The sequence below is a fragment of the Paenibacillus sp. FSL H8-0260 genome (genome assembly GCF_045040625.1).
GTDB lineage: Bacteria > Bacillota > Bacilli > Paenibacillales > Paenibacillaceae > Paenibacillus_AQ > Paenibacillus_AQ odorifer.
The window spans coordinates 790992-816215 of sequence record NZ_CP150298.1 but is presented as its reverse complement, the minus strand read 5'-3'; the positions used below and the strand labels follow the sequence as shown (position 1 = coordinate 816215).

Below are 25224 nucleotides of genomic sequence, written 5' to 3'. Positions count from 1 at the left end.
TGACGTTTTCTAGCTATGTATCAGAAAAACAGCAATTCTCGCAGAAAAGAGATTTGCTGTTGGCGCTTCTGCTCTATTTTCACTTAAACCAGCCACTCCGTCGAAACCATCGGAACATCCCAAAACCAACTACCAGCATAAACAGCAGCACACCAAAATAACCATACTTCCACTCTAGTTCAGGCATCTTCACAAAGTTCATCCCGTAGATCCCGGCGATAAGCGTCAGCGGCATGAATACGGTGGTGATTACCGTTAGTGTTTTCATAATCGAATTCATCCGGTTGGAATTGAGTGAAATGTAGCTGTCACGCAAATCCGCTGTCATTTCCCGATCAGCCTCAATCATATCGGAGAGTTTTAGGAGATGGTCATAAATATCGCCAAAATAAATCCGTTCCTCGCCATTGCTCTGGACATGCTGTGAATTCACGATCCGGTACATCAAGTCGCGCATCGGCACAATCGTCCGCCGCATTTTGAGGAGTCTTCCGCGCACGCCAAACACCTGGCTCATCAATTCCTCCACCGACTCACTGCTGCCGCTGCTCTCCAGATCCGCAAGCTCGTCCTCTAAACTGTAGAGACATGGAAAATATTTATCCACCAGCTTGTCCATCACCGTATATGCAGCTGCCATCGGCCCACCCGACCAGCCTTTTCGACTATGTATTTCGCTTTTCACTTGTTCCCACGCTTCATTCATCTCTGCTTTTTCCTGATGGTGATAGGAGACAAGAAAGTTCGCGCTTAAAAATAGGTCAACCTCCTCAGCATCCAACGTCCGCTCATTCAGCGCATGCAGCACAAAAAACTGCACATTCTCATAATGATCCAGCTTCGGCCGCTGCAACACATGCATACAGTCCTCTATCGCTAAGGGGTGAAAATGAAAATATTGATCCAGCAAAAGCGTTTCTTCTGGCGTAGGCGTAGCAAAATCTGCCCATATCCAAGCATAATCCTCCAGCCGGATATTTTGCAGAGGGATCTCTGTCAGCACCTCACCTTTATGTGTGACAACAAGTGTACGTATCATAAATGTTCCTCCGCTTCATCTTCTTCCACGCCTCTATTGTACAGCAAGAAGACAACTCTTCCAAAAAGCAAAAAACATAGCCAGCAGCACCGCTCAAGCTAGACTAAGAAACATTTGGTGCTTCGTCGTTCGTTAATGCTCGATTCATTTGTGTAAGGTTGGTTGCGCTGGGGGCGAGCTGTCCTTATTCTCTGCTGTCGGTATCGGGTTTATGAGTGAGATGAATTCATAGCTGTGAATTACTATCGCTATTTTTACTAATTAGTTGGTGAAAAGGTGCTCATAAGGGATAGTAAACAACCCTTCGATCGTAAGCAAGCTGAACTTGAATTCGTAAAAGATTAAGTTCATCGCCTCGCGTTCATTTACCGTAAGTAACATATGTTTTACTTTGGGCTGGTAGTGATTTGTGGGATTGGGATGCAATTCTTGCATCTTACCTGTAAAGTTCCGGGCAGAAAGGATAATGGAAATAAGGCGATATTCTTCGACGGCAGAAAAGCATGGAGAAAGGTAAGGGTTGGGTTGGGTTGGGTTGGGTTGGGTTGGGTTGGGTTGGGTTGGGTTGGGTTGGGTTGGGTTGGGTTGGGTTGGGTTGGGTTGGGTTGGGTTGTACTAGTTACTTTGCGCAAGATCGGACTGTGGTGCGGTGGATTCCGTTGGAATGTGTTACGTCGGACTGGGCTGAGTTAATTTGGGCTGGTCCACCTTCATTCAAGTCAGGTTACGTCATTCTAAGACATTTATGCCTTTATTTCTGCTTCTTCGACGTTAGTTCACCAATTCTAAGGCATTTATGCCTTTATTTCTGCTTCTTCGACGTTAGTTCACCAATTCTAAGGCATTTATGCCTTTATTTCTGCTTCTTCGACGAAGTGTCTCCAATTCTAGGGCAATAATGCTCTTCTTTTTGTCACCATCCCCGAATTTGGTAAATTCAGCGGGATTTATACCGTACATTCTCCCTCCAACACCAGACTTTGTCACTTCTACGGGATTTGTACCGTACATTCCCCATCCATCGCTAAACTCCGTCATTTCTACGGGATTTATACCGTACATTCCCCCTCCAGCGCCAAACTTCGTCACTTCTGCGGGATTTATACCGTACATTCCCCCTCCAACGCCAAACTTCGTCATTTCTACGGGATTTATACCGTACATTCCCCCTCCAACGCCAAACTTCGTCATTTCTACGGGATTTATACCGTACATTCCCCCTCCATCGCCGATTTCCGCCATTTCTACGGGATTTATACCGTACATTCTTCACTCATCCTCCTGTCCAAACATCAAAAAAAGATGTCCGCAGCCCAATGGCTAACTGACATCTTTATTAAAGGGTGTTTAAAAAATGATTTTGAAAATCAGACCTGATAACACCGCACTGATTGGAATCGTGATGAACCAAGTGACCACAATACGTCCGGCTACTCCCCATTTCACTGCAGAGAAACGTTTGGCAGAGCCTACCCCAAGGATCGCTGATGTGATCGCATGCGTTGAGCTTACTGGCAAATGCAGCAGCGTTGCTGAGAAAATAACAGATGCCGCGGAAATATCAGCCGCGAAACCGTTAATAGGTTCGATTTTGAAAATCTTCGTACCCATAGTCTTAATAATCTTCCAACCACCGATGGAGGTACCGAGCGCCATAGCCGTAGCTGCAGCTATCTTAACCCACAAAGGGATAACATCCATAGTTTCTTGACGTCCTGAGGTAACGAGTGCAAAAGTAATGATCCCCATCGCTTTTTGCGCATCATTCGTACCATGTGTGAACGACTGTAACGCTGCCGTAAGGACCTGCATAGAGCGGAAGCCCTTGTTGACCGTATGTGGACTACGCTTAGCAAAGATCCATTTCAGGATGGTCATGATAATATAACCGATAACAAACGCAATGATTGGGGAGAAAATCAGTCCTTCGACAATTTCCACAAACCCGCCCCAATTGATGTGTGCTGAGCCTGCCCCCACGTATACTGCACCCGCTAAAGCGCCGATCAGTGCATGAGACGATGAGGATGGAATCCCGAGCCACCAAGTAATCAAATTCCAAATAATCGAAGCAATCAGCGTCGCTATTATGATATCCAACCCATTTTCAAGCAAGGTCGGGTCGGTGATACTTCCGCCGATTTTTTTGGCCACACCTGTAAACATCAAGGCCCCAACAAAGTTCATCAGTGCTGCCATAATAATTGCTGTTCGCGGTTTTAAGGCACGTGTTGAGACAGAGGTAGCAATTGCGTTGGCCGTATCATGGAATCCATTGATAAAGTCAAACGCAAGCGCGAGAAATATAACAATTCCAAGAATCCATATAGATGTTTCCATATTCTAGTACCCCTTATGAGTTGCGCATGATGATCGATTCCAACATGTTGGCTACATCTTCACATTTGTCTGTAGTGGTCTCGAGCCGCTCATACAGTTCCTTGCGTTTAATCAGCTCAATCGGGTCTTTTACAGTTTCGAACAGGACCTTAGTACAAATACGCAGCACTTCGTCCCCTTGATTCTCAAGGTCATTCAGACGGATTGTATATTCACGGATCGCCAACAATTTCTTCTGGGAGAGCAAATGAACCGCTTTTTGGATTTCATAAGCACACTGGCGAAGGATTTCGGCGAATTGTACAATGTATTCATCCGGGTCAAGAAGGTTGTACATATAGAAACGTGAGGCGGATGCCTCCAGACCATCGATGACATCATCCATGCTTGTGATCAAGTCCATAATGTCGTCACGTTCAAGCGGCGTAATAAACGTCTTGTTCAATTCTTTGATGACGGTGTGCGTGTAAGTATCACATTGGGATTCGTACTTTTTCATCTCTGCAGCGAAATTATCGACATTATTCCGGAGATCAGTGATATTCTGAGCAAAATAATCTGCAGCTTGGACAATAGTATCGGCCATATTTTCCAGCGTCTCAAAGAATATGTCCTTTTTTCTCAACTTCATTGTTTTAAACCCCTTTACATAAAATTACCGTGAATACAGAGCCATTCATATGTAAAAAGCATGAAAATGAATGACAACCCTTGTTATCTTATCATATCCGTTCAAGGTATAGAAGCTATAGAAATGAACTTTTTTACACTCTATTAACACATACCCATTATTCCGAACACAAATCTGTATAACACTGGATATTCCGACTTTCTTATGTTGTACCATCCGCCCCGCCATATACCACATGACTGCTAAATGAAGGCGCATTAGGGACCACCAAAATATGGGTAATTCCTGGATACATCAGCTCTTCTTTTCCATCCCTCACAAAACGGATCACATCCCCTGGTTCACGCGACCATCTGCCTTTGGTGACCTGTCCCCGCTGAAAAAGCAACGCTTCCCCGCCAAGCTCCACATCAATCTGAAGTCTTCCGACATCATCAAGCACTTTGTGATCGGCTCCTATAACCATCACATTGGCCGCTTCCACCGGATTATCGTTATTTAGATCCAAATGAGGTTTGTCATTCACATAACGCTGATAGGTCTGACGTTTAGGATCATATTTATAGTCAACTTTATAACTTTTGAGCAGATAGTTTATGCTAAATTCAGCGGCTTTCTCTCCGTCCGCCGGTATGTAATCTGGATTGTTAAAAAGATACCCGGGCACCTTCACACTTTGCGCAAATCCAAGCTTCTCGGCACCTTCCCGCAGTTTGGCTGCATTGCTGTACAGGTTATGTGGTGCTTTTCGCGCTTTATCCCGCCAAAAATAAGCTCCGGCACGGCCGATCTCGTCCATATCTTCTTTTTTCTCTTTTTGCAAAATGGCATAAGCCGCCGGACTCCCTCCTGCATGCACCGTCACACCGCCGTAGCTCTCGCCAATATCCAGCAGATAGGGGCGGATGCTGCGAATCGGTCCGATTTTCACCACACCTGTATGGCTCTGAAAAATACCAATCAAACGTGTGATACCACCTTCGGCAAGAATCTCATACAAAATATCTGCTTCACTAACCCCCGATTGCGGCCGGGCGGCAGGAGCATTATTTATCATTACGGCCAAGGGACGTGGAAGACTGTCTTCAGAAACTGGAAGACCTGTTAATCCGGATACGAGCTCAGCAGCGGGATCAATAGTAGGTGAGGGTTGAATCGTTTCGATAGGCGTGGGCTCTGCGGTAGGCTGCTGTGTCGGGGTGATCACATTATTTGCACTCTGTGTTCCGCAAGCGGAGAGCAATAGGGTGGTCAATACAATGGCAGATAACAGACGGGAAGAAGAGCAATTTACTTTCATAAGCTTGTAGTTCCTCCTAAACGTTTTATGAAACTCACTGATTCCTTCCATTTAATCACAGTCAGTCCCATTTGTCTTGATCACCTTCTCCCTTTTTTCATAGCAAGCATAAGGAAATTTTATAGCATGGAATAGATAAATTCTTATATTAAAAAAAGGGTACAGCCATTGCGGCTGCACCCTGCGGGTCTCTTATTCATTCAGTTAGTCTAGCTTCCAGCAATTAAGACTTAATGTCCCATACTGATAAGCCTGAAAAATCCGCTCTGCCTTCCTGCTGCCATCCGCTGTTCCCATCGCGTAAAAGAGAGGTGCAAAATGCTCTCTTCCATAAGAAGGAACCGCATCGCGTACATGTGGAGCTTTTTTCTCATACGCAAAAAGTGAAGGCAAATCCCAGGCTTCTAGTCCCTTGGCAATCCAGGCATCGAATTCAAGTGCCCAATCCTCAGGCTGCTCACTTTCACTTAGCATCCGCAAATTGTGAACAAGTCCACCGCTTCCAATCAGCAGTATGCCTTCGTCACGAAGCGGTGCTAACATCCGCCCGATATTGTACTGCTCCTTGGGAGAGCGCAGGGAATCGACGGATAAAGCAACTACCGGAATGTCGGCGTTGGGGAACATTTTTTTCAGTATCACCCAGACTCCATGATCGAGTCCTCGCCCCAGAACGGGCTGATGTGATAGATTGTTATCCTTGAAGAGCTCAGAAATCCGTCTTGTTAGGGCCGGATCGCCCGGGGCCGGATAGGTCAGCGTGTAAACTTCTTCAGGGAATCCGTAGAAGTCATGCTGTGTCTCGTGCAGTTCATCAACGGTAAGTAGCTGTTCAGGGCTATCCCAATGCGCTGAGAAAACTACTATACCGCGTGGCGCTTCAAGTTCTTGACCAAGCCGCTCCAGAAAACGGGTATAATCGTTATCCTCCAGTGCGAGGAGCGGAGAACCGTGCGCAATAAAAAATGACGGTAATTTCATAGGATGCCAACCTCCATAACCCAGTATATGGTGTGCATCTTTATTTTACCGCTTATTGCAAGTTAATGCGAATAAAAACCTTCTCCTAAATCATCCAATTCTGCCACTCTGTCTGCAGATGCTCTTGTTCGTTCATCCATTCTATAGTCCGCTTAAGCAGCTGCTGCTGCGCCGGTCCAGAAGAAAGGTGTGATCCCCTTGAAAAATGATCTCTTTATCGCAACGTCCTTCGGGACGTGTCCAGAACAGCTTCTGGTAAAGAAAAGCGTAATCCACCGGAATGACATCATCAGAGGTGCCATGAATGACCAGTACATCGCCGCTAAATTTGCTCGCTTCTTGGAAGGGCTGAAAAGCCGCCAAAGAATTAAAATATACCGGAGTAAACGAGTAGCCCACATAATCGGCTGATCCATTCTTCACAGCACGATCATACGCCTCCCGCCCTACAATTTTCACAATATCATTGAAAGGATAACCAACAGAGGCCCATAACACGAGATTCTTCACGCGGCGATCGCGAATACTTGTCAGCAGCGCCACCGCGCCACCCAGGCTATGGCCAATCAGCGTCACGCGCTGTGGGTCCACATCAGCAGAGCTAATTCCGTAATCAAGCACCGCTCTAGTCTGAGCGATCATCGATTCCATGTCTTCGCCGCCATAATTCCCGCTGCTCTCGCCGCAGCCCACATAATCAAAACGAATAACCATATATCCCTCTTGTGCCAGCTCACGAGCAGCCTTCACAAAAATCCGGTCTACGCCAATCCGATTCCCCACAAATCCGTGGCAGATCACGGCTAATGGCAGTCTATCCTTGCAACGCGAAGAGGTTCCCTTCTCTTTGTTCGGGTAATGTATGCTCGCCGTCAATTCTTCTCCGTTATGCCGGATTACAATATTCCGTTCCATTGCCGCATCCTCCTATAATTATATTTATATTTATAATTTAATTTATTTTAATTTATTAGAATTCCGATTAACTTAGTATGAATTATAATCTAATTATAAAGATTTCGTTCATATTGTCAACAGCAAGGGGACAATTCTTAATAAACGCACGGAGTATTTGGGCATTAGAGTCTGCGCGACAAACAGGGTGTCCTGTAAGTCATGAGGATGCTCTGGGGCACCCACGTCGAGTGGATTGGAACCGCCAATCCGGGATTCAGCAGCTCTATCGGATTCAGTAGCTCCTTCGGACTCGGTGGCTTCATCGAACTCAGTAGCTTCAGCGGATTCAGCTGCTCTATCGGGCTCACCTGCTCCAGCGGACTCAGTAGCTCCTTCGGACTCACCGGCTCTATCGGATTCACCTGCTCCAGCGGACTCAGTAGCTCCAGCGGACTCAGTAGCTCCTTCGGACTCAGCGGCTTCATCGGACTCAGAAGACCCTATTCGCAGATTTAGCACACTTTTTGAATTCTATCGGACCCCATAGTCGCTATCACCCTGTAAAACAGCAAATAAGAGCTACTTTTCGAGCAATAGACTCACTGGGGTCCGAAACTGTGCTGAAAAGGCGATAATTTGGCTAATAACGTCATCTGAGTCTGAAAAATGGTGGATGCTACGACAACCGGGGGTCTGGGGTGCTTGAGGTTTGGGTTTGGGTTTGGGTTTGGGTTTGGGTTTGGGTTTGGGTTTGGGTTTGGGTTTGGGTTTGGGTTTGGGTTTGGGTTTGGGTTTGGGTTTGGGTTTGGGTTTGGGTTTGGGTTTGGGTTTGGGTTTGGGTTTGGGTTTGGGTTTGGGTTTGGGTTTGGGTTTGGGTTTGGGTTTGGGTTTGGGTTTGGGTTTGGGTTTGGGTTTGGGTTTGAGAACCCCACCAAAAAACACACAGCGATCCCAGTATCGGAGGATCGCTGCTCTATTGTTTTTTCGAGATGAATGACCAGGGTTGTTAATCAATCGTAGCTGTCGTTAAACATCTCATGGGTTTCATGGGTTTCATGGGTTTCATGGGTTTCATGGGTTTCATGGGTTTCATGGGTTTCATGGGTTTCATGGGTTTCATGGGTTTCATGGGTTCCATGCCAATCCTTAAGCAGGCCCTCGGGGGGATCTTCCGCGGAAATCCCGCTGCTGAATCCATCGGATTCAGCAGCTCTATAGGACTCAGAAGACCCTATTCGCAGATTTAGCACACTTTTTGAATTCTATCGGACCCCATAGCCGCTATCACCCTGTAAAACAGCAAATAAGAGCTACTTTTCGAGCAATAGCCTCACTGGGGTCCGAAACTGTGTTGAAAAGGCGATAATTTGGCTAATAACGTCATCTGAGTCCGAAAGATGGTGGATACTACGACAACCGGGGGTCTGGGGGGTCTGGGGGGTCTGGGAGCTCTGGAGTTCCCGGGGTTCCGGGGTTCTGGGGTTCTGGGGTTCTGGGGTTCTGCGGTTCCGGGGTTCCGGGGTTCCCGGGGTTCCGGGGTTCCCGGGGTTCCCGGAGTTCCGGGGTTCCGGGGTTCCGGGGTTCCGGGGTTCCGGGGTTCTGGGGTCCTGGGGTTCTGGGGTTCTGGGGTTCCGGGGTTCCGGGGTTCCGGGGTTCCGGGGTTCCGGGGTTCCGGGGTTCCGGGGTTCCGGGGTTCCGGGGTTCCGGGGTTCCGGGGTTCCGGGGTTCCGGGGTTCCGGGGTTCCGGGGTTCCGGGGTTCCGGGGTTCCGGGGTTCCGGGGTTCCGGGGTTCCGGGGTTTCGGGGTTTCAGAACCCCACCAAAAAACAAAGAGCAGCGATCCCCAGTATCGGAGGATCGCTGCTCTATTGTTTTTTCGAGATGAATGACCAGGGTTGTTAATCAATCGTAGCTGTCGTTAAACATCTCATGGGTTTCATGGCTGCCTTCCCAATCCTTAAGCAAGCCCTCGGGAGCATCTTCTGCGGAATCCCACATGCTGAATCCATCGGAGCCGCCCCAATCCCCCATTGAATTATTGGGCGTAGGCTCGAAACCGTTGCCCATGGATCTTCCCTGTTCCTTCTTGTTCTCATGTTCCATAAAGCTCCCAACCTTTCCCAATGCTATATTGATCAAGCAACAACATTATCAGTGTTCACTCTTCTAAAAGGATTATGCATATCGCCATAGAAATGGTTGTCCTTGCGTAGACCTGTCATGCAAACGTATACTCTAGGTTAAAGACTATACCGATTAACAACACTGGAGGTTTACATCCAAATTATGAAAGTGAAAGATATGATTAAGGAAAATAACGCCCTGCGTGAGCAGTTGACGCCCTTCAATCGCTCCTATTTAGAAGATATGATTCTTGCGGTGCGGGCCAGTCGAATTGAACCCCTGCGCGGAGAAGAACTTTTGCTGGATGCGGCCAAGCTGCTGTTGAAGGAACAACGTAAAGGGAAAAATGCCAAGCAGGTTTTTGGCGAGAATCCGCACGATTATTTTAAAGAAATCATAGACAGTGTTCCCGGGCGCCCGGTGCGCAGTAAATGGAACTATTACTTGATGATTCCCTGCGCAGCTCTGACCTGTCTTTTTGGGATATTAGCAATCGGTGGACTCTTCTTCCAATGGACTGACAATTCACCTGGAATGTTCGGACAGATCAGCCTTTTCACCCTGCTCGCTGTGGGAGTAGGCTCCATTATCTTGATTGAACTCATTATGAAATGGATGTCCTCCTTGTCGGAGAGCGACGCACCCAGTGCCAAACCTTTTGATATAAAAAGCCTTGGCATCTATATTGGCATCGCAGTAGCTGCTGTATTTATCGGCATGTTCCTCGATCGGTTATTTCCCGTCATTACAATATCCCCGTGGGTAAGCTTAATTCTGTGCATCATTGGGGGGTTGGGACTGAAGTTTATATTTTTCAAAAAATAAAGTTCTAGGCTGAAAATTTTATTCCATCCGATAGATAGGGGGAAACTTCCATGATTAAGAAGCATTATATTCTCTACTCCGTTCTAGCTATAGCCTTAGGGCTAGGCATAGTGCCCAGTGCTATTCACGCCGAAGGTGCTACCAGCCCTCCTGAGGAAGGCGCTAAGGCAATAACCCAAGCAGCTAGCAATAATCATGCAGAGGCTGTCTATAAAGCTGCGTTACCGCTCTTATCTACCTCTGACAAGTTACCCGAAGCCATAAAATATTTGAACTCCAATATGTATGCGGTAGGTTCGTATCGTGCAACAATGATGACGCTGAAGCTTGAGAATCTGCATAAAGCTGCGCTGCAAGCCTGGGAGAGTAAATTCAGTACCAGCACTGTCCAGCGGAAGCTCACCGCCATTTATAAAGCAGGCGCCAGCATGTCTTCTCTTGCCGCTATTACTGATGATCTCCAGCTACGTACACTGCTGAAAAGTGCCAGCGAAAGCGGATATAAGCTGGAGACAGCAGAGGGTACTTTTTTCCCGGTGATCGATTATGGGGCTTACCGCAAGTACAAGCTATACGTCACCAATGATATCGGCGCTTATATTACCATTATGGCCACCGAATCGGACCTGCCCTCTTCCAAGGACAATGGGCTAGTTATCGCCTGGACTGAGGTAGCAGCCAGAGCTTTATCTCAAGAGCAATTCATTCAAAATCATCCGAAATCAAACCGAATTTCTGCTGTAAAAGCCTTGTATACTATGTATGTGAATAATACGTTTTACGGCCAGAATAACACTCCTCTCTTCCATTATGACAATCTGGAAATGGATTTGGAGGCGCAAAAGGCTTATTCCAGTATTCTGACCAAAAATAATGACAACAGCCCATTTCTACAAAAGCTGGATAGCTTCATGAAATTAATGAAAGACAATAGCTATAAATTGACCGATGAGGTCGAGCAATATCGTAAGACTTCGTTACCTCTCTAATAAAGAAATCACAAAAGCCCGTCCCTGAGTTGAATTGGGACGGGCTTATTTATGTTCATTAACGTGATTATGAAGTGGATGCGAGAATTAAATAAGGATGTTAAAGAGATTAGAATCCTTATTGATCTCTACATAATCGACGCCCTTCTGCTGCATCCGTTCGATGAGAGGTTCGTAGGCATCCGTTGACAATAATTCAATGCCAACAAGCGCGGGACCATTTTCTTTATCATGCTTCTTGATATACTCGAAACGGGTAATATCATCGTGAGGTCCAAGGATTTCGCCCAAGAACTCACGCAGCGCACCTGCACGTTGCGGGAAGTTCACCATGAAATAGTGTTTTAAGCCTTCGTAAATCAATGAACGCTCTTTGATCTCCTGCATCCGGTCAATATCGTTGTTGCCGCCGCTTATGATACAGACAACTGTTTTGCCGCGGATTTGATCACGATATTGATCAAGCGCTGCGATAGGCAGCGAACCTGCTGGCTCAACCACTATGGCATTCTCGTTATATAGTTCCAGAATCGTGGTACAAGCTTTACCTTCAGGCACCATCACGATGTCATCCAGATGACGGGAGCAAATATCGTACGTCAATCCGCCAACACGTTTTACAGCCGCTCCGTCCACGAACTTATTAATTTCCTTTAGAGTCACCACTTCTCCAAGCTTAATCGCTTCCGTCATAGAAGCTGCTCCGAGTGGCTCCACACCAATCAACTTGGTAGAAGGACTAACTGTCTTCACATAGGTGGCTATGCCCGCTGCCAGGCCGCCTCCACCAATGGTTACGAACATAAAGTCTGCAGGGTTGTCCAGACTCTCCATCACTTCCATTGCAATGGTGCCGTTGCCCGCAATGATTCGTGGCTCATCAAAGGGGTGGATCAACGTCATCCCATGATCTATACAAGCTTGCAGTGCTTCATCATAAGCGTCATCAAAGGTATCGCCCTTCAGAATGACCTCAACAAACTCACCGCCGAACCGCCGAACCTGCTTAACCTTCTGGTTAGGCGTAGTGCTTGGCATATAGACCTTGCCTTTAATTCCAAGCGCCTTACAGGAATAGGCTACGCCTTGTGCATGGTTGCCCGCACTCGCACAGACAATGCCTTTCGCTCTATCTTCTGCTGACAAACTACGAATCATATTATAAGCTCCGCGGATTTTGAAAGAACGTACAATCTGCAAATCCTCGCGCTTCAAATACACATCACAATCATACTTGGCTGACAGCACAGCATCACGTTGTAGGGGTGTCCGGATTATGACTTCACGCAGTACGTGATGAGCCCGCACAATATCTTCCATTCCTACGATTCGGTCTTCCTCTTCTCTCATAACCCTCTCGCCTCACTATCTATCTGTTATTCTACTTCTTGTAACATACTCTCCCGAGGACATTTTTTCAAGCATCCTAATCAGTGATAAAGAAAAAGAGACTAAAGGAACCCTATAGTCTCTTACTAATATTTGCTATCCCTACGCTATGAAACCTACTAGTCCTGTTGCTTCAGCATCCACTTCACCAGGTCTGGTAAGCTTGTCCACAAACGTGAATGTACAATAACATATTCGATAGCCTCGTTAGCGTCACCCACGCCTACAAAATCAGGCAGGTTATGCGGCAATCTTTTGATACCTAACAGATAATCTGGCACATGCTTGTTCACATTCTTCGCCACGCGGTAAAGCATTTTGAGCTGGGAAGTAATCCCGTTCTTCTTATATTCTAAAACCATACGGTCATATGCTACTGTTGCTGCTGCATCCTTGCCGAACTTCTCCAGTACCTTCTCGGTCTTCTTAAGCTTATTAGTGTAAAGGTACGTTGCCGTTAGAAGGTAACGTGCACCTGTGTTATCTTCTGGGTTCAATTCTAGAATGTGCTCCAGCGTCTTTTGTGCTTCTTCTGCATTTCCGCTAAACCAGCAGGAGTCAGCGTAGCTTTTGCAGATTCGAATGTACGAACGTGTCTCGTAAAGACCCCAGAAATGTCCTTTGTTCTCAGTGAAAAAGGCTTCTCCAAGCTCACGCGCACCCGCTTCCATCCCTGCTTTCAGATAAGCACGGGCATCTGCTTCATTCTCGGCTTCCTCAGCCAAAATGAGATAGGCGTCCGGACTGTCCGGATAAACTTCCAATGCCGCTTCTGCTAGCTGTATCCGGCGATTGGAAGCTTTAGTTTCCATTGCTTTTTGCAGCAAAGCCTGTTCCTGATCCTTCGGAGTGCCTGAAACGTTGAGCAAAAGTAATTCTTCCTCTGCCCCGCCCATGCCGTACTGTTCGATATAATTAAGCATCTCTTTAACTTTTCTGGAGATGGTAGGTGCAGTAACCTCATGTTTGATCGCTAGATCAGCTTGAGTTTGAAGGAATCCATATTCCTCAGACAAGATAAATTCGATAGCCGCGCAGAAGGAGCCCATTTTCTTCACTGCAGGCTTGATGTGACGGGAATAACCATTCCATAGAACCAGACCTTCCCAGATTAGCTCCCGGTCATAGCTGTCTCTCATGGTCTCAATAAGATGCAGAGCCAATTGCTCATGCGCCGGATGCTCCCATTTCAGATCACGTGACACCTTTTTTTTGAGCGTAGTTAGGGTAAGCTTAGCTTCAGGAATTGCTGCCGCTTCTGGTTTCTCGGCCACAGCCACAGTAGCAGCGGATTCTTCCGTTGTTACCAGTCGCATGATGGATTCCACTGCAGAAGTTTCTTTCCCTAGGCAGCATTTCTTATATTTTTTCCCGCTTCCGCAAGGACACATATCATTTCTTCCAATCTTACTCAAAACGAATTCCCCCTTAAATCTGTGAGTAGCCATTCGCCATAAGCGTATCGCTAGTATGCACTATAAGTATCAACATTTTCAGGCACGAGGCATCCTTTATAAGGTTACTGCACAAAGTCTGAAGGACTCCGATTTAAAAGGGCCTTCCCATGATCGGAAAGGCCCTTATCTGTATATATCCGCACATTTTCCCCCGTACGTGTAGTATTATAGCACTTCTTCTATCACTTGTCAGTCCTTTTTTAGGACTTAAAGCGCAAAAAATTGCTAGATACAGTGCTTTATCCTTATACCAGAGCCTTCATAGCGATGTCGCTGCGATTCTGTTTCCCGGAAAAAGAGATTCCTTCAGCCCTAGCATAGGCTGCTGAACGAGCTTCGGCAATCGTAGCACCCAGGCCTACCACGCCTAAGACCCGTCCGCCGTTCGTTACCCAGCTGCCATCTGCCCCCCGTGCTGTACCGGCATGGAAGATCAGCCCTCCTTGGCTGTCCTCAAGCCCTTCGATCGGCACTCCCTTAGGATAAGAGCCTGGATATCCTCCAGAAGCGAGAACCACGCACACCGCTGCTTCGCCGCTCCATTCAATATCGATATCCGCAAGTCTACCCTCGGTTACTGCCAAAAAGATTTCTAACAAGTCGCTCTTCAATCTAGGCAGCACGACCTGTGTCTCCGGATCCCCAAACCGGGCATTAAATTCGATGGTCTTTGGTTTACCTTCTGGAGAAATCATCAGCCCTGCGAACAAAACGCCGCTGAAAGAACGGCCTTCAGCTACCATAGCCTTTGCTGTTGGCTTAATGATGGTCTCAATCGCTTCTTGGATAATCGCCTCGTCGATATGCGGCAGAGGCGAATAGGTGCCCATTCCACCGGTATTAGGACCTTTATCTCCATCGTAAGCGGGCTTATGATCCTGAGCGGCAGCCATCGGACGAACTGTCTCTCCATCAACAAAAGCCAAAATCGACATTTCCTGACCCGCTAGGAACTCTTCAATGACAACCTGAGCGCCAGCCTCACCAAACACTTTGGTTACCATAATATCAGCTAGTGCCTGCTCTGCCTCTTCCCGTGAATAGGCAACGGTCACGCCTTTTCCTGCGGCAAGCCCATCTGCCTTGATTACGATCGGCAGCGGTTGCTCGCGTAAGTAAGCCAGTGCAGCTTCATAGCCATCAAATTTTTCATAGGCTGCTGTCGGAATATTATATTTGTGCAAAAGATCCTTCATAAAGGTTTTGCTGCCTTCGATCTCAGCTGCATTCTTACGTGGACCAAACACTGGAATAGCCTGTGCTTCAAAAGCATCCACAATGCCCCCTGCTAACGGATCATCCGGTCCGATTACGACAAGGCCAACTTCCTTCTCTTTGGCAAAAGCCGTCAGACGATCGAACTCGAACACACCGATAGGCACACATTCTGCTAGCTGCGCGATTCCGGCGTTGCCGGGTGCGCAATAGATTTTACCAACCTTGGGGCTTTGGGACAGGCTCCAAATAATCGCATGCTCCCGGCCGCCGCCGCCAACCACTAAAATATCCATTAGAATAAAATCCTCCCAGCGTTCTAGTGTTTGAAATGACGGACGCCTGTGAAGACCATAGCAATTCCATACTCATTCGCGACCTTGATCGATTCTTCGTCTTTAATGGAGCCGCCTGGCTGAATAACTGCGGTAATACCTGCTTTAGCTGCCATTTCAAGTGTATCTCCCATTGGGAAGAAGGCGTCAGAGGCAAGGACTGATCCTTTGGACTTCTCGCCAGCTTGTTCAATCGCAATTTTTGCCGCGCCAACGCGGTTCATTTGCCCTGCACCTACGCCAACTGTCATATCATCCGCCGCTAATACAATCGCATTAGATTTCACATGCTTAACTACCTTCCAGCCGAACAACAGCTGTTTCAATTCTTCTTCGGTTGGCTTACGGTCCGTAACAACTTGCAGATCATCCGGGTTCACAGAATGCACATCGCTCTCCTGTACAACCATTCCTCCATCAATAGAGGTGACTACGAAGCTGCTCTTACGCGCGCTAGCCGTGCTAAGATTGCCGATTTTGAGCAAACGCAGGTTCTTTTTCTTCGTAAGGATTTCCAGTGCTTCATCCGTAAACCCTGGCGCCAATACGATTTCGAGGAAAATCTCTTTCAGCAGATTAGCAGTGTCTGCATCGATAATCCGGTTAGCGGCTACAATTCCGCCAAAGATAGAGGTTGGGTCTGCGTTGTAAGCTTTTTGATAAGCTTCGTATACACTTTCACCGACACCTACACCACAAGGATTCATATGTTTAATGGCTACGACAGCAGGTTCCTCAAATTCTTTCACGATTTGCAGCGCTGCGTTAGCATCGTTGATATTGTTGTAGGATAATTCTTTGCCATGCAATTGCTCAGCTGCTGTAAGAGTATCCCCCGCAGCCAAAGGCTTGCGATAGAAAGCCGCTTTTTGATGCGGATTCTCGCCATAGCGCAGATCCTGAATTTTCTCATAAGTCACGGTGTAGCGCTCAGGAAGCGGTTCGCCAGTAACATTAGCCAAATAATCGGAAATTAAGGCATCGTAAGCCGCCGTATGACGGAACACTTTTGCCGCAAGACGTTTGCGTGTTTCCAGCGTTGTATCTCCACCTGCGCGAACCTCTTCAAGCACTGTAGCATAGTCGTTAGCATCTACCACTACACTTACAAAAGCATGATTCTTCGCCGCAGAACGCAGCATCGTCGGTCCGCCGATATCGATATTCTCGATGGCTTCTTCATACGATACATCCGGTTTAGCAATGGTTTCCGCGAACGGATACAGATTTACTACTACCAGATCAATGTAGTCCAGACCAAGCTCTTTCATTTGACGCGTGTGTTCCTCATTGTCACGAACCGCTAGCAATCCGCTGTGTACAGCCGGGTGCAAGGTTTTGACACGTCCATCCATGATTTCCGGGAATCCTGTAACATCGGAAATACCGATGACTGGAACACCTTCCTTAGCCAAAAGCGTGCTTGTTCCACCTGTGGAAATAATCTCTACGCCTAATGCAGACAACTCGCGGCAAAAATCCACGATACCTTGTTTATCCGATACGCTAACTAGCGCTCTTTTGATACTCACTTTGAATAGTCCTCCTTCGGGTTGTACGTGCGATTTAATGTGATGACATCTAAAAGCTTGGGAAATTACTATAAGAAAGAATCTGACTCTATTACCTACTACACGACACATAATGCCGCTTATGCAATATTTCCCGAGAAATACCCTAAAATCTCTCCGCCTGTCACCAAATGTCGATCCAAAACTTCGAATGGCTACAGTGTGGCTTACTTTTCGCGGATAATCGTCTTTCTTCCACTCAGTTCCACTTTCCCGCTGGCAAAAGCGCCAACCACTTCAGGATACAACTCATACTCAACCTTATGAATCCGTTCCGCCAATGAATCTGCCGTGTCGTTATCCAACACAACTACGCTACGCTGAGCAATAACCGGCCCGGTATCCATACCTCCATCGACAAAATGCACAGTGACTCCCGTCAGCTTCACGCCATAATCCAGCGCTTGTCCGATCGCATCCTTTCCAGCAAAAGCAGGCAGCAGCGATGGGTGAATGTTAATAATCCGACCCGCATACGGCGTTAAAAGCACTGGTGTAATGAGGCGCATATACCCTGCCAACACAACCAGCCCGATTTCCCGCCGCTGAAGCTCTGCTACAATCTCTGTTTCGTAGAGTTCACGGCTGGCGAAGTCTTTTGGCCGCAGCAGGAGGGCGGGAATTCCCGCATCCTCCGCACGTTGTGCTACAGGCGCTTCCGGCTTGTCCGAGACAAGCAATTCAATCCTGCCGTCTCCAAGCAAACCTGCTTTCTGTGCCTCGATCAGTGCTGCAAAATTGCTGCCCTGCCCCGAAGCAAAAACAGCGATTCGACTTGATTGCATCACACTTCAGCTCCAGTAAAGGTTACTTTGCGTTCCCCTTCTGTTACTTTCCCAATGATATACGCCTCTTCTCCGCTAGCTTTAAGCAGTTCAAGAGCGCGTTCTCCATCAGCAGCGCTAACTACCAGAACAAGACCAATTCCCATATTAAAAGTAGTGAACATATCACGGTTGCTTACGTTACCTTTGTTCTGCATCAACCTGAAGATTGGCAGAATCGGCCACGATCCGTAATTGATCTCCACATCTACATTATCAGGCAATACGCGTGGGATATTCTCGATGAATCCGCCACCCGTAATGTGAGCCATACCTTTTACCGGAAGCTGCTCCAGCAGTGCCAGCAAAGGCTTCACATAAATCTTAGTTGGTGCAAGGAGTACATCCGCGAGCGGAGCGCCAAGCTCAGGAAGCACATCATTCAGGCCATAACCCTCTTGCTCAAGCAAAAGCTTGCGCACCAGCGAGAAGCCATTGCTGTGCACACCACTGGAAGCCAGACCAATCACTGTGTCTCCAGCAGCGATGTTAGCGCCTGTTACCAGCTTCGCTTTGTCAGCTACGCCCACTGTGAATCCAGCAATATCATATTCACCTGCTGAATACATACCCGGCATCTCAGCCGTTTCACCGCCAATCAGTGCACAACCCGCTTGGTGACAGCCTTCAGCGATTCCGGCTACGATAGCCTCAATTTTCTCCGGCACCACTTTGTCGCAAGCCAGATAGTCGAGGAAAAAGAGTGGCTCTGCACCTTGCACTACAATGTCGTTCACGCACATAGCTACAGCGTCGATGCCAATCGTATCATGGCGATCCGCCGCGAACGCGATTTTGAGCTTTGTGCCTACACCATCGGTTCCCGATACAAGCACTGGCTCTTCATATTTATCTTTATTGAGGCCAAACAGCGCTCCGAACCCACCAAGATCCGTCATTACTTCTGGACGGTAAGTACGTTTTACGTGCTTTTTCATGCGTTCTACCGCTTCATTACCAGCCGCAATATCCACTCCGGCGTTTTTATAAGCTTCCGACACTATTGGACACCTCATCTTTTAATAGTTTAGAGCGCGTTTGGGCGCATTCGGCTTTTGGGTGGTTGTAGGGGAGTTATTGCGAGGAATGTTTGGACTTCCGATCGCTGTTATGGTTGGATTTCCTGATTCGAACCGCTCTTCGCGGTAGAAATCCAACCATAAAGGCGAACGCTACGCTTCTACAGTTCCAAACTTCCTCTCCATAACTCCCTCCAACCACCGGTTTGTCCCTACTGCAAGCCGCAGTGCGCGCCTTGCACACGGACCTCAAGACCTCGGTGCATGAGCTGCGCCATGCACCTCCTTAAGCGAGACAAGCGGCCCTCGTATTTGCGAAGCAAACAGAGGGAAGCTTGGCGAGCCAGTCCCGGCGGCGGATGCAGCCGGGGGGCGGAGCGCCGTAAAGCGTGTCCCGTCCGTGCGCAGCACACAGGGACAAAGCGAGCACTCGTACCCAAGTCTTCTTAGCAAGTTATAACCCAATTCCTACCGCCGAGCTTTCGGGTGGCCGGAGGGCAGAGCCCTTCGGAATCCCCCTTTGAAAGGGGGACTTAGGGGGATGTCAACACGAGCAGCCATCTTTCTCTGCCCCGCCAAAATCCACCTGCGTCGGGTAATCATTATCAAAGCAAGAAAGGCAAAGTCCGCCTTTGTAGTCGTCTTTGTTGTGTCCACCAATGGAAGAGATTAAGCCTTCCGGCGACAAAAATGCCAAGGAATCGGCGTTGATCTCTTCGCACATTTCCTCAATGGTCTTGTAGGACGCGATGAGGTCGCGGCGGTCTGGTGTATCAATGCCGTAGAAGCAAGGATTCTTGAACGGTGGCGAAGTAATCCGCACATGCACTTCAACAGCTCCCGCTTCCCGAAGCAGATTGACGATTCGGCGTGAGGTCGTGCCACGAACGATGGAATCATCGATCATAACGACACGTTTGCCATCAACTACACTGCGCACGGCGCTCAGCTTCATCTTCACACCTTGCTCACGCAGTTCTTGGCTCGGCTGGATGAAGGTCCGTCCAGTGTACTTATTCTTAATGAGCCCAAGCTCATAAGGAATTCCCGTTTGCTCGGCATACCCGATGGCTGCTGAAATACTGGAATCCGGCACACCGGTTACGAGATCAGCATCGACAAAAGCTTCCAGTGCCATGCGGCTACCCATCCGCTTACGGGCGGAGTGCAGGTTAGAGCCGTTCATATCACTGTCTGGGCGTGAGAAGTAAATATACTCCATCGCGCACAGCGCTTTACGTTTGGGTTCGGTAAAACGGTCCTCCAAGAGACCGTTTTTGTCGAGGACTAGCAGTTCGCCCGGCTCAATATCACGAACCAGCTGTGCCCCAATGACCTCTAATGCGCAGGACTCGGAAGCAAAAATATACGCTTCACCAATCCGTCCCATCACTAGCGGACGCAAGCCATGGGAATCTGAAGCGACAATTAACTTATCATTTGTCATAAGCAGAAAAGCAAACCCGCCAACGAGCTGCTGCAGCGCATCTTTTGCCGCCTCAACAAAATCCTTTGGCGAACGGGCAATCAGATGCGCCAGCACTTCTGTATCACTCGTAGTTTGAAAGATCGATCCGCTTTGCTCCAGCTGTTTGCGGATCAACGGTTCATTTACTATGTTGCCGTTCGTAGCAATTGCCAAATCGCCGTCACGATATTTAAATACCAGTGGCTGCGCATTGGTTAAACGGCTGTCTCCACTAGTGGAATAACGTACATGCCCAATGGACATGTCTCCAACCAATGAGGCAATTTTGTCCTTGTCGAATACTTCTTTTACTAACCCCATCCCGCGGTGATAGTTGAAATCGCGACCGTCTGCTACGCAGATTCCCGCACTTTCTTCTCCACGGTGTTGTAAGGCGTGTAAGCCGTAATAAGACATGGACGCCGCTTCCGGGTGTCCGAAGACCCCGAAAACGCCGCATTCTTCTTTTAATGTGTCAAAAATATCTCCCGAGCCCGTTCCTTCATTGTAAAAGTCACCAGTCCACAGGATAGGAGTCTCCTGCTCTTTCCCGGTCTTTATTTCATAAGACATGGAATAGCATCCTCCCAAACGAATTTCAATTCTGCTACAGCTTCATCTAGTGCGGACACACCGTCCAGATTTACGCGCAGTCTGTCTCCACCTACAGTTCCGATGATCTCCACGGGAACACCGCTGGCTGCAATCGCTGCTTTCAGCTCTTCCGCACGTTCAGGAGCGGCTGTCAGCACAATGCGTGATTGGCTTTCGCTAAACAATGCTACATCAGATCTAAGACCGTTAGCTGAAAGTTCAACGTTCGCTCCGATTCCGCCGCTGATACAGCTCTCTGCAAGCGCTACGGCAAGTCCACCTTCGGACAAGTCATGTGCGGAACGCACCAGACCGCCACGAATTGAGGTAAGGACTGCGTTCAGCAGTTTTTTCTCAGTAGCCAAATCCAAAGCCGGAGGACGACCTTCGGTCACACCATGAACAGCATATTGGAATTCACTGCCGCCCAGCTCAGCCTTGGTCACTCCCAGCAGAAGAATGGAATCGCCTTCTTGCTTGAACCCTTGAGTCGTAATATGATCCGTGTCCGCTACTAAACCAACCATGCCGACAACCGGCGTTGGATAGATGGAACCCGTAGTATTTTCGTTATAAAGACTGACATTACCACCGATCACCGGAGTATCCAGCACACGACATGCTTCAGCCATACCATCAACCGCACGCTCCATTTGCCAGAACACATCAGGCTTCTCAGGATTTCCAAAGTTCAGATTATCCGTTATAGCCAGCGGTTCAGCACCGGAACAAACGATGTTACGTGCCGCTTCGCTGACTGCAATACGTCCGCCCACTTCAGGATCAAGATGAACATAACGGCCATTACAGTCTGTAGTCATCGCAAGTCCTTTACGAGTACCATGAATGGTAACTACAGCCGCGTCAGATCCAGGGCGTACAGCTGTGCTCGTCCGCACCATGTAATCGTATTGATTGTATACCCATGCTTTACTTGCTACGGTTGGTGATCCAAGTACTGTACGCAATGCACCGCCCAGATCCGTAACTTCCTCGTAACGAAGGGTATCTACCTTTTCATTCGCAATATAATAAGCAGGAACCTCAGAAGGTTTGTTATATACTGGGCACTCATCCACGAGCGCCGTTACTGGCATGTCACCAACAACCTCGCCGTGATGATACAATTTCAAGCGGCCATCATCCGTAACTTTACCGACTTTACAGCAGATAACACCCCAGCGGTCAAAAATCTCTTGTGCCTGGGCCTCATCCTTCGGCTCAACGACGAACAACATCCGTTCTTGTGATTCTGAAAGCATCATTTCGTAAGGCGTCATGCCCTCTTCACGTTGTGGCACCTGATCAAGATACAGCTCCAGACCATTGCCTGCTTTACTTGCCATCTCCGCACTAGAGCATGTAAGGCCAGCTGCACCCATATCCTGAATCCCGATAACGATGCCGCTGTCGATCAGTTCTAGACAAGATTCCATAACGAGCTTTTCCATAAATGGATCGCCGACTTGTACTGCGGTACGTTTAGCTTCTGATTCCTCACTAAGCTCTACCGATGCAAAAGTAGCACCATGAATTCCATCACGTCCTGTAGGAGGACCTACATAGAAGACTGGGTTGCCAACACCCTTAGCTACACCACGTTGGATTTTGTCATGATCGATCAGACCCACACACATTGCGTTAACAAGCGGGTTACCGTCATAGCTATCATCGAACATGATTTCGCCGCCAACCGTTGGAATCCCGATACAGTTACCATAACCGGCAATACCAGACACAACATGCTCGAACAAATACTTCACTCGATCACTTTCCAGCTTCCCGAAACGTAGTGAATTGAGGATTGCGATAGGTCTGGAGCCCATGGAGAAAATATCACGGATAATCCCGCCGACACCCGTTGCCGCACCTTGGAAAGGTTCTACCGCTGAAGGGTGGTTATGACTTTCGATTTTGAAAACAACCGCTTGGTTGTCACCGATATCTACAATCCCTGCGCCCTCGCCAGGTCCCATCAGGACACGTGGTCCGGAAATTGGGAAACGTTTCAGGAGGGGTTTGGAGTTCTTATAGGCACAGTGCTCGGACCACATTACGCTGAATACGCCGATTTCAGTGTAGTTCGGCAAACGTCCCATAAAAGACTTGATCAGCTCATATTCGCTGTCCGACACACCGAACTGGCTGTAAATTTTCTGCTCCGCAATCTGTTCTGCGGTCGGTTCCTTAACGGATACTTGCTGCGTCATGACGATCCCTCCAAGTCTTCAGTATGGATGTAAACATTCTTTTGCCGTCTTCTGAACCAAGTAAACTATTAGCCGCGCGCTCAGGGTGAGGCATCATGCCAACCACATTCCCTTGTACGTTACTAACACCCGCAATATCGGCTACGGAGCCGTTAGGATTATCGCTATAGGTAAACACGATCTGATTGTTAGCTTTCAGCTCTGCCAAAGTCTCGTCATCACAGTAGTAGTTTCCTTCACCGTGTGCGATTGGGATGATGATTTCTTCATCTTTAGCATAGTCAATAGTAAATGGGGTTTCATTATTAACAACCTTAAGCACTGTATCGTGACAGCGGAACTTCATCGACATGTTGCGGCGAAGCGCACCTGGCAGCAAACCAGCCTCAGTAAGAATTTGGAACCCATTGCAAATGCCTAGCACATATTTCCCTTGCTCTGCTGCTTTAGCAACTTCCGCCATAACAGGAGCAAATCTCGAAATCGCGCCACAGCGCAGGTAATCACCATATGAGAATCCGCCTGGAACCAAAATGCAATCATACGCCGACAAATCCGTCGCTGTATGCCACACATAATCGACTGGTTCGCCGAGACTGTCCTCTACCGCCTTGTAGCAATCAATATCACAGTTGGAGCCTGGGAAGACAAGTACAGCAAATTTCATGTCGTTTAGTCCTCCAATTCGTAGCGGTAATCCTCGATCACCGTGTTGGCAAGTAGCTTTTCGCACATTTCCTTGAGACGAACTTCCGCTTCAGCACGGTTATCCGTATCCAAAGTCAGCTCCATATATTTCCCGATACGCAAGCTTTCAACTTCTTGGAAGCCTACCGAATGAAGTGCTCCTTGTACTGCTACCCCTTGTGGATCAAGAACGCTTTTCTTTATGGTGACATATACCGTCGCTTTTAACATATGCTTGTAGTTCCTCCTAAATTTTAATGAGCATACCCTCTGAAACTGAAATTCTACAATGAGTACATTTAGCTTCAAAAATATATACTGAATTTATTCCCATGAGTGCACACACTATGTTGAACTATAAAGACTTGCCAGTAAGACGATGATAAATGTCCAGATAACGCCGTGTAGTTTCTTCTACTACTTCCAGTGGGAGCGGATCAGGTTTACTATTCTTGTCCCAGGAAGATGCAGATAGATACGTACGAACAGGCTCTTTATCCATACTATCAATTTCAATATCAAGCGCGTATTTATCCTTAGCCCAGAAGCGGGAAGCATCCGGTGTAAAAATCTCATCGATCAGAATCACCTTACCGTCCAACAAGCCGAATTCGAATTTGCAGTCCGCAAGAATGATCCCACGCTCAGCACAATACTCTCTAGCAAAAGCGAACAGCTTTAAGCTCTTTTCCTGCAGCTCAAGCGCCAGATCAGCTCCGATTAATTCCTGCATTTTCTCAAACGGAATATCCTCATCGTGACCTACATCATTTTTAGCCGCAGGAGTAAAAATCGGTTCTGCCAGCAGCGCGTTTTTGCGGAGGTTAGCAGGAAGTTCAATACCATTTACCTTGCCGGTTTCTTGATACTGTCTCCAGCCGCCGCCAGTGATGCATCCACGCACTACGCATTCGATATCAATACGCTCAGCTTTACGTACCACCATGACACGGTTTCTGAGAGCCTCTTTGTCCTTAACTACGTCGCCGAGCAGATCCACATCGATATGAACGACATGATTCTCCATCAGCTCTTTAGTCTGTCCGAACCAGAACGCGCTCAGACGGTTAAGCACATTGCCCTTTTCAGGGACTGCCGGGTCCAGCACATAGTCAAAAGCAGATATCCGATCTGTAACTACGATCAGTACATTTTCCCCTAAATCGTATAGCTCACGAACCTTCCCTTTGTAGAGCAGCGGCGCATTGATGAGTTCCACGGCTGTGGATACGGCCGATGATGTCATGACCTTTCCTCCCTTGAACTAATGATCTCCCTAATAACTATCTGGTCTCAAAGGCGTAACTCCGAGGAATGTTTGGACTTCCGA

General features: G+C 47.8%; 24 protein-coding genes and 1 pseudogene. 4 read left to right on the top strand and 21 right to left on the bottom strand.

The annotated features are described in order from the left end of the window. Positions 1–79: 79 nt before the first annotated feature. Positions 80–1039, bottom strand: coding sequence for a magnesium/cobalt transporter CorA (gene corA, locus MHI51_RS03575; RefSeq protein WP_076136897.1), 960 nt, complete (start codon positions 1037–1039; stop codon positions 80–82). Between the two features lie 429 nt (positions 1040–1468). Here corA and MHI51_RS03570 point away from each other — a divergent pair, with 429 nt between their 5' ends. Further along, positions 1469–1732 (top strand): hypothetical protein, encoded by a 264-nt coding sequence (locus tag MHI51_RS03570; protein ID WP_405173588.1) that lies wholly within the window; start codon positions 1469–1471, stop codon positions 1730–1732. A 129-nt stretch (positions 1733–1861) separates the two neighbouring features. Here MHI51_RS03570 and MHI51_RS03565 read toward each other — a convergent pair whose 3' ends face one another. From MHI51_RS03565 to MHI51_RS03535, 7 genes and pseudogenes are all read right to left on the bottom strand, one after another. After that, positions 1862–2305 (bottom strand): hypothetical protein, encoded by a 444-nt coding sequence (locus MHI51_RS03565; protein ID WP_405173587.1) that lies wholly within the window; start codon positions 2303–2305, stop codon positions 1862–1864. Positions 2306–2386: 81 nt separating this feature from the next. Beyond that, entirely contained in the window at positions 2387–3379 is a 993-nt protein-coding gene (locus MHI51_RS03560) for an inorganic phosphate transporter (RefSeq protein WP_076220322.1), read from the bottom strand. A 13-nt stretch (positions 3380–3392) separates the two neighbouring features. Further along, positions 3393–4010: a DUF47 domain-containing protein gene (locus tag MHI51_RS03555; RefSeq protein ID WP_036686871.1), complete on the bottom strand. Its 618-nt coding sequence runs from the start codon at positions 4008–4010 to the stop codon at positions 3393–3395. A gap of 202 nt (positions 4011–4212) precedes the next feature. Beyond that, positions 4213–5310, bottom strand: a complete 1098-nt coding sequence (locus tag MHI51_RS03550; protein ID WP_076220323.1) for a DUF3048 domain-containing protein — start codon at positions 5308–5310, stop codon at positions 4213–4215. Between the two features lie 204 nt (positions 5311–5514). Next, positions 5515–6291 (bottom strand): class III extradiol ring-cleavage dioxygenase, encoded by a 777-nt coding sequence (locus MHI51_RS03545; RefSeq protein WP_076220324.1) that lies wholly within the window; start codon positions 6289–6291, stop codon positions 5515–5517. Between the two features lie 85 nt (positions 6292–6376). Then, positions 6377–7206: pseudogene (locus tag MHI51_RS03540) on the bottom strand (alpha/beta hydrolase family protein). Between the two features lie 108 nt (positions 7207–7314). Beyond that, positions 7315–7707 carry a hypothetical protein gene (locus MHI51_RS03535; RefSeq protein ID WP_405173586.1) on the bottom strand — a complete coding sequence of 131 codons (393 nt, stop codon included), beginning with the start codon at positions 7705–7707 and terminating at the stop codon, positions 7315–7317. Positions 7708–7890: 183 nt separating this feature from the next. Between MHI51_RS03535 and MHI51_RS03530 the strand changes: the two genes are divergently transcribed. Next, positions 7891–8181 carry a hypothetical protein gene (locus MHI51_RS03530; protein ID WP_405173585.1) on the top strand — a complete coding sequence of 97 codons (291 nt, stop codon included), beginning with the start codon at positions 7891–7893 and terminating at the stop codon, positions 8179–8181. A gap of 17 nt (positions 8182–8198) precedes the next feature. On the opposite strand, the gene MHI51_RS03525 is transcribed toward MHI51_RS03530, so the two are convergent. Beyond that, on the bottom strand, positions 8199–8438 hold the full coding sequence (locus tag MHI51_RS03525) for a hypothetical protein (protein WP_405173584.1): 240 nt from the start codon (positions 8436–8438) through the stop codon (positions 8199–8201). 651 nt (positions 8439–9089) lie between these two features. Beyond that, on the bottom strand, positions 9090–9290 hold the full coding sequence (locus tag MHI51_RS03520) for a hypothetical protein (protein ID WP_036680885.1): 201 nt from the start codon (positions 9288–9290) through the stop codon (positions 9090–9092). Between the two features lie 183 nt (positions 9291–9473). Between MHI51_RS03520 and MHI51_RS03515 the strand changes: the two genes are divergently transcribed. Continuing rightward, complete coding sequence (locus tag MHI51_RS03515; RefSeq protein WP_405173583.1) at positions 9474–10136, top strand: DUF1129 family protein; 663 nt, start codon at positions 9474–9476, stop codon at positions 10134–10136. Positions 10137–10186: 50 nt separating this feature from the next. Further along, on the top strand, positions 10187–11125 hold the full coding sequence (locus tag MHI51_RS03510; RefSeq protein ID WP_405173582.1) for a hypothetical protein: 939 nt from the start codon (positions 10187–10189) through the stop codon (positions 11123–11125). Positions 11126–11212: 87 nt separating this feature from the next. On the opposite strand, the gene ilvA is transcribed toward MHI51_RS03510, so the two are convergent. The 11 genes from ilvA to MHI51_RS03455 form a co-directional block, all read right to left on the bottom strand. Then, positions 11213–12475, bottom strand: coding sequence for a threonine ammonia-lyase IlvA (gene ilvA, locus MHI51_RS03505; protein ID WP_076104158.1), 1263 nt, complete (start codon positions 12473–12475; stop codon positions 11213–11215). A gap of 158 nt (positions 12476–12633) precedes the next feature. Beyond that, positions 12634–13929 (bottom strand): SEC-C metal-binding domain-containing protein, encoded by a 1296-nt coding sequence (locus MHI51_RS03500; protein ID WP_076128473.1) that lies wholly within the window; start codon positions 13927–13929, stop codon positions 12634–12636. A gap of 287 nt (positions 13930–14216) precedes the next feature. After that, on the bottom strand, positions 14217–15482 hold the full coding sequence (gene purD / locus MHI51_RS03495) for a phosphoribosylamine--glycine ligase (RefSeq protein ID WP_076220676.1): 1266 nt from the start codon (positions 15480–15482) through the stop codon (positions 14217–14219). Positions 15483–15505: 23 nt separating this feature from the next. Then, complete coding sequence (gene purH, locus MHI51_RS03490; protein ID WP_076279485.1) at positions 15506–17053, bottom strand: bifunctional phosphoribosylaminoimidazolecarboxamide formyltransferase/IMP cyclohydrolase; 1548 nt, start codon at positions 17051–17053, stop codon at positions 15506–15508. Between the two features lie 206 nt (positions 17054–17259). Next, on the bottom strand, positions 17260–17877 hold the full coding sequence (purN, locus tag MHI51_RS03485) for a phosphoribosylglycinamide formyltransferase (RefSeq protein ID WP_341001126.1): 618 nt from the start codon (positions 17875–17877) through the stop codon (positions 17260–17262). Next, entirely contained in the window at positions 17877–18917 is a 1041-nt protein-coding gene (gene purM / locus MHI51_RS03480) for a phosphoribosylformylglycinamidine cyclo-ligase (RefSeq protein WP_341001124.1), read from the bottom strand. Before purM ends, purN begins: the two co-directional genes overlap by 1 nt. Before the next feature lie 562 nt (positions 18918–19479). Further along, complete coding sequence (purF, locus tag MHI51_RS03475; RefSeq protein WP_036680905.1) at positions 19480–20976, bottom strand: amidophosphoribosyltransferase; 1497 nt, start codon at positions 20974–20976, stop codon at positions 19480–19482. Further along, positions 20961–23207, bottom strand: a complete 2247-nt coding sequence (purL, locus tag MHI51_RS03470; protein WP_038568661.1) for a phosphoribosylformylglycinamidine synthase subunit PurL — start codon at positions 23205–23207, stop codon at positions 20961–20963. Before purL ends, purF begins: the two co-directional genes overlap by 16 nt. Next, positions 23185–23874, bottom strand: a complete 690-nt coding sequence (purQ, locus tag MHI51_RS03465; RefSeq protein ID WP_036680909.1) for a phosphoribosylformylglycinamidine synthase subunit PurQ — start codon at positions 23872–23874, stop codon at positions 23185–23187. Before purQ ends, purL begins: the two co-directional genes overlap by 23 nt. A gap of 5 nt (positions 23875–23879) precedes the next feature. Continuing rightward, on the bottom strand, positions 23880–24125 hold the full coding sequence (gene purS, locus MHI51_RS03460; RefSeq protein WP_036680912.1) for a phosphoribosylformylglycinamidine synthase subunit PurS: 246 nt from the start codon (positions 24123–24125) through the stop codon (positions 23880–23882). A 124-nt stretch (positions 24126–24249) separates the two neighbouring features. Continuing rightward, entirely contained in the window at positions 24250–25140 is an 891-nt protein-coding gene (locus MHI51_RS03455) for a phosphoribosylaminoimidazolesuccinocarboxamide synthase (protein ID WP_076279486.1), read from the bottom strand. Positions 25141–25224: the final 84 nt, after the last annotated feature.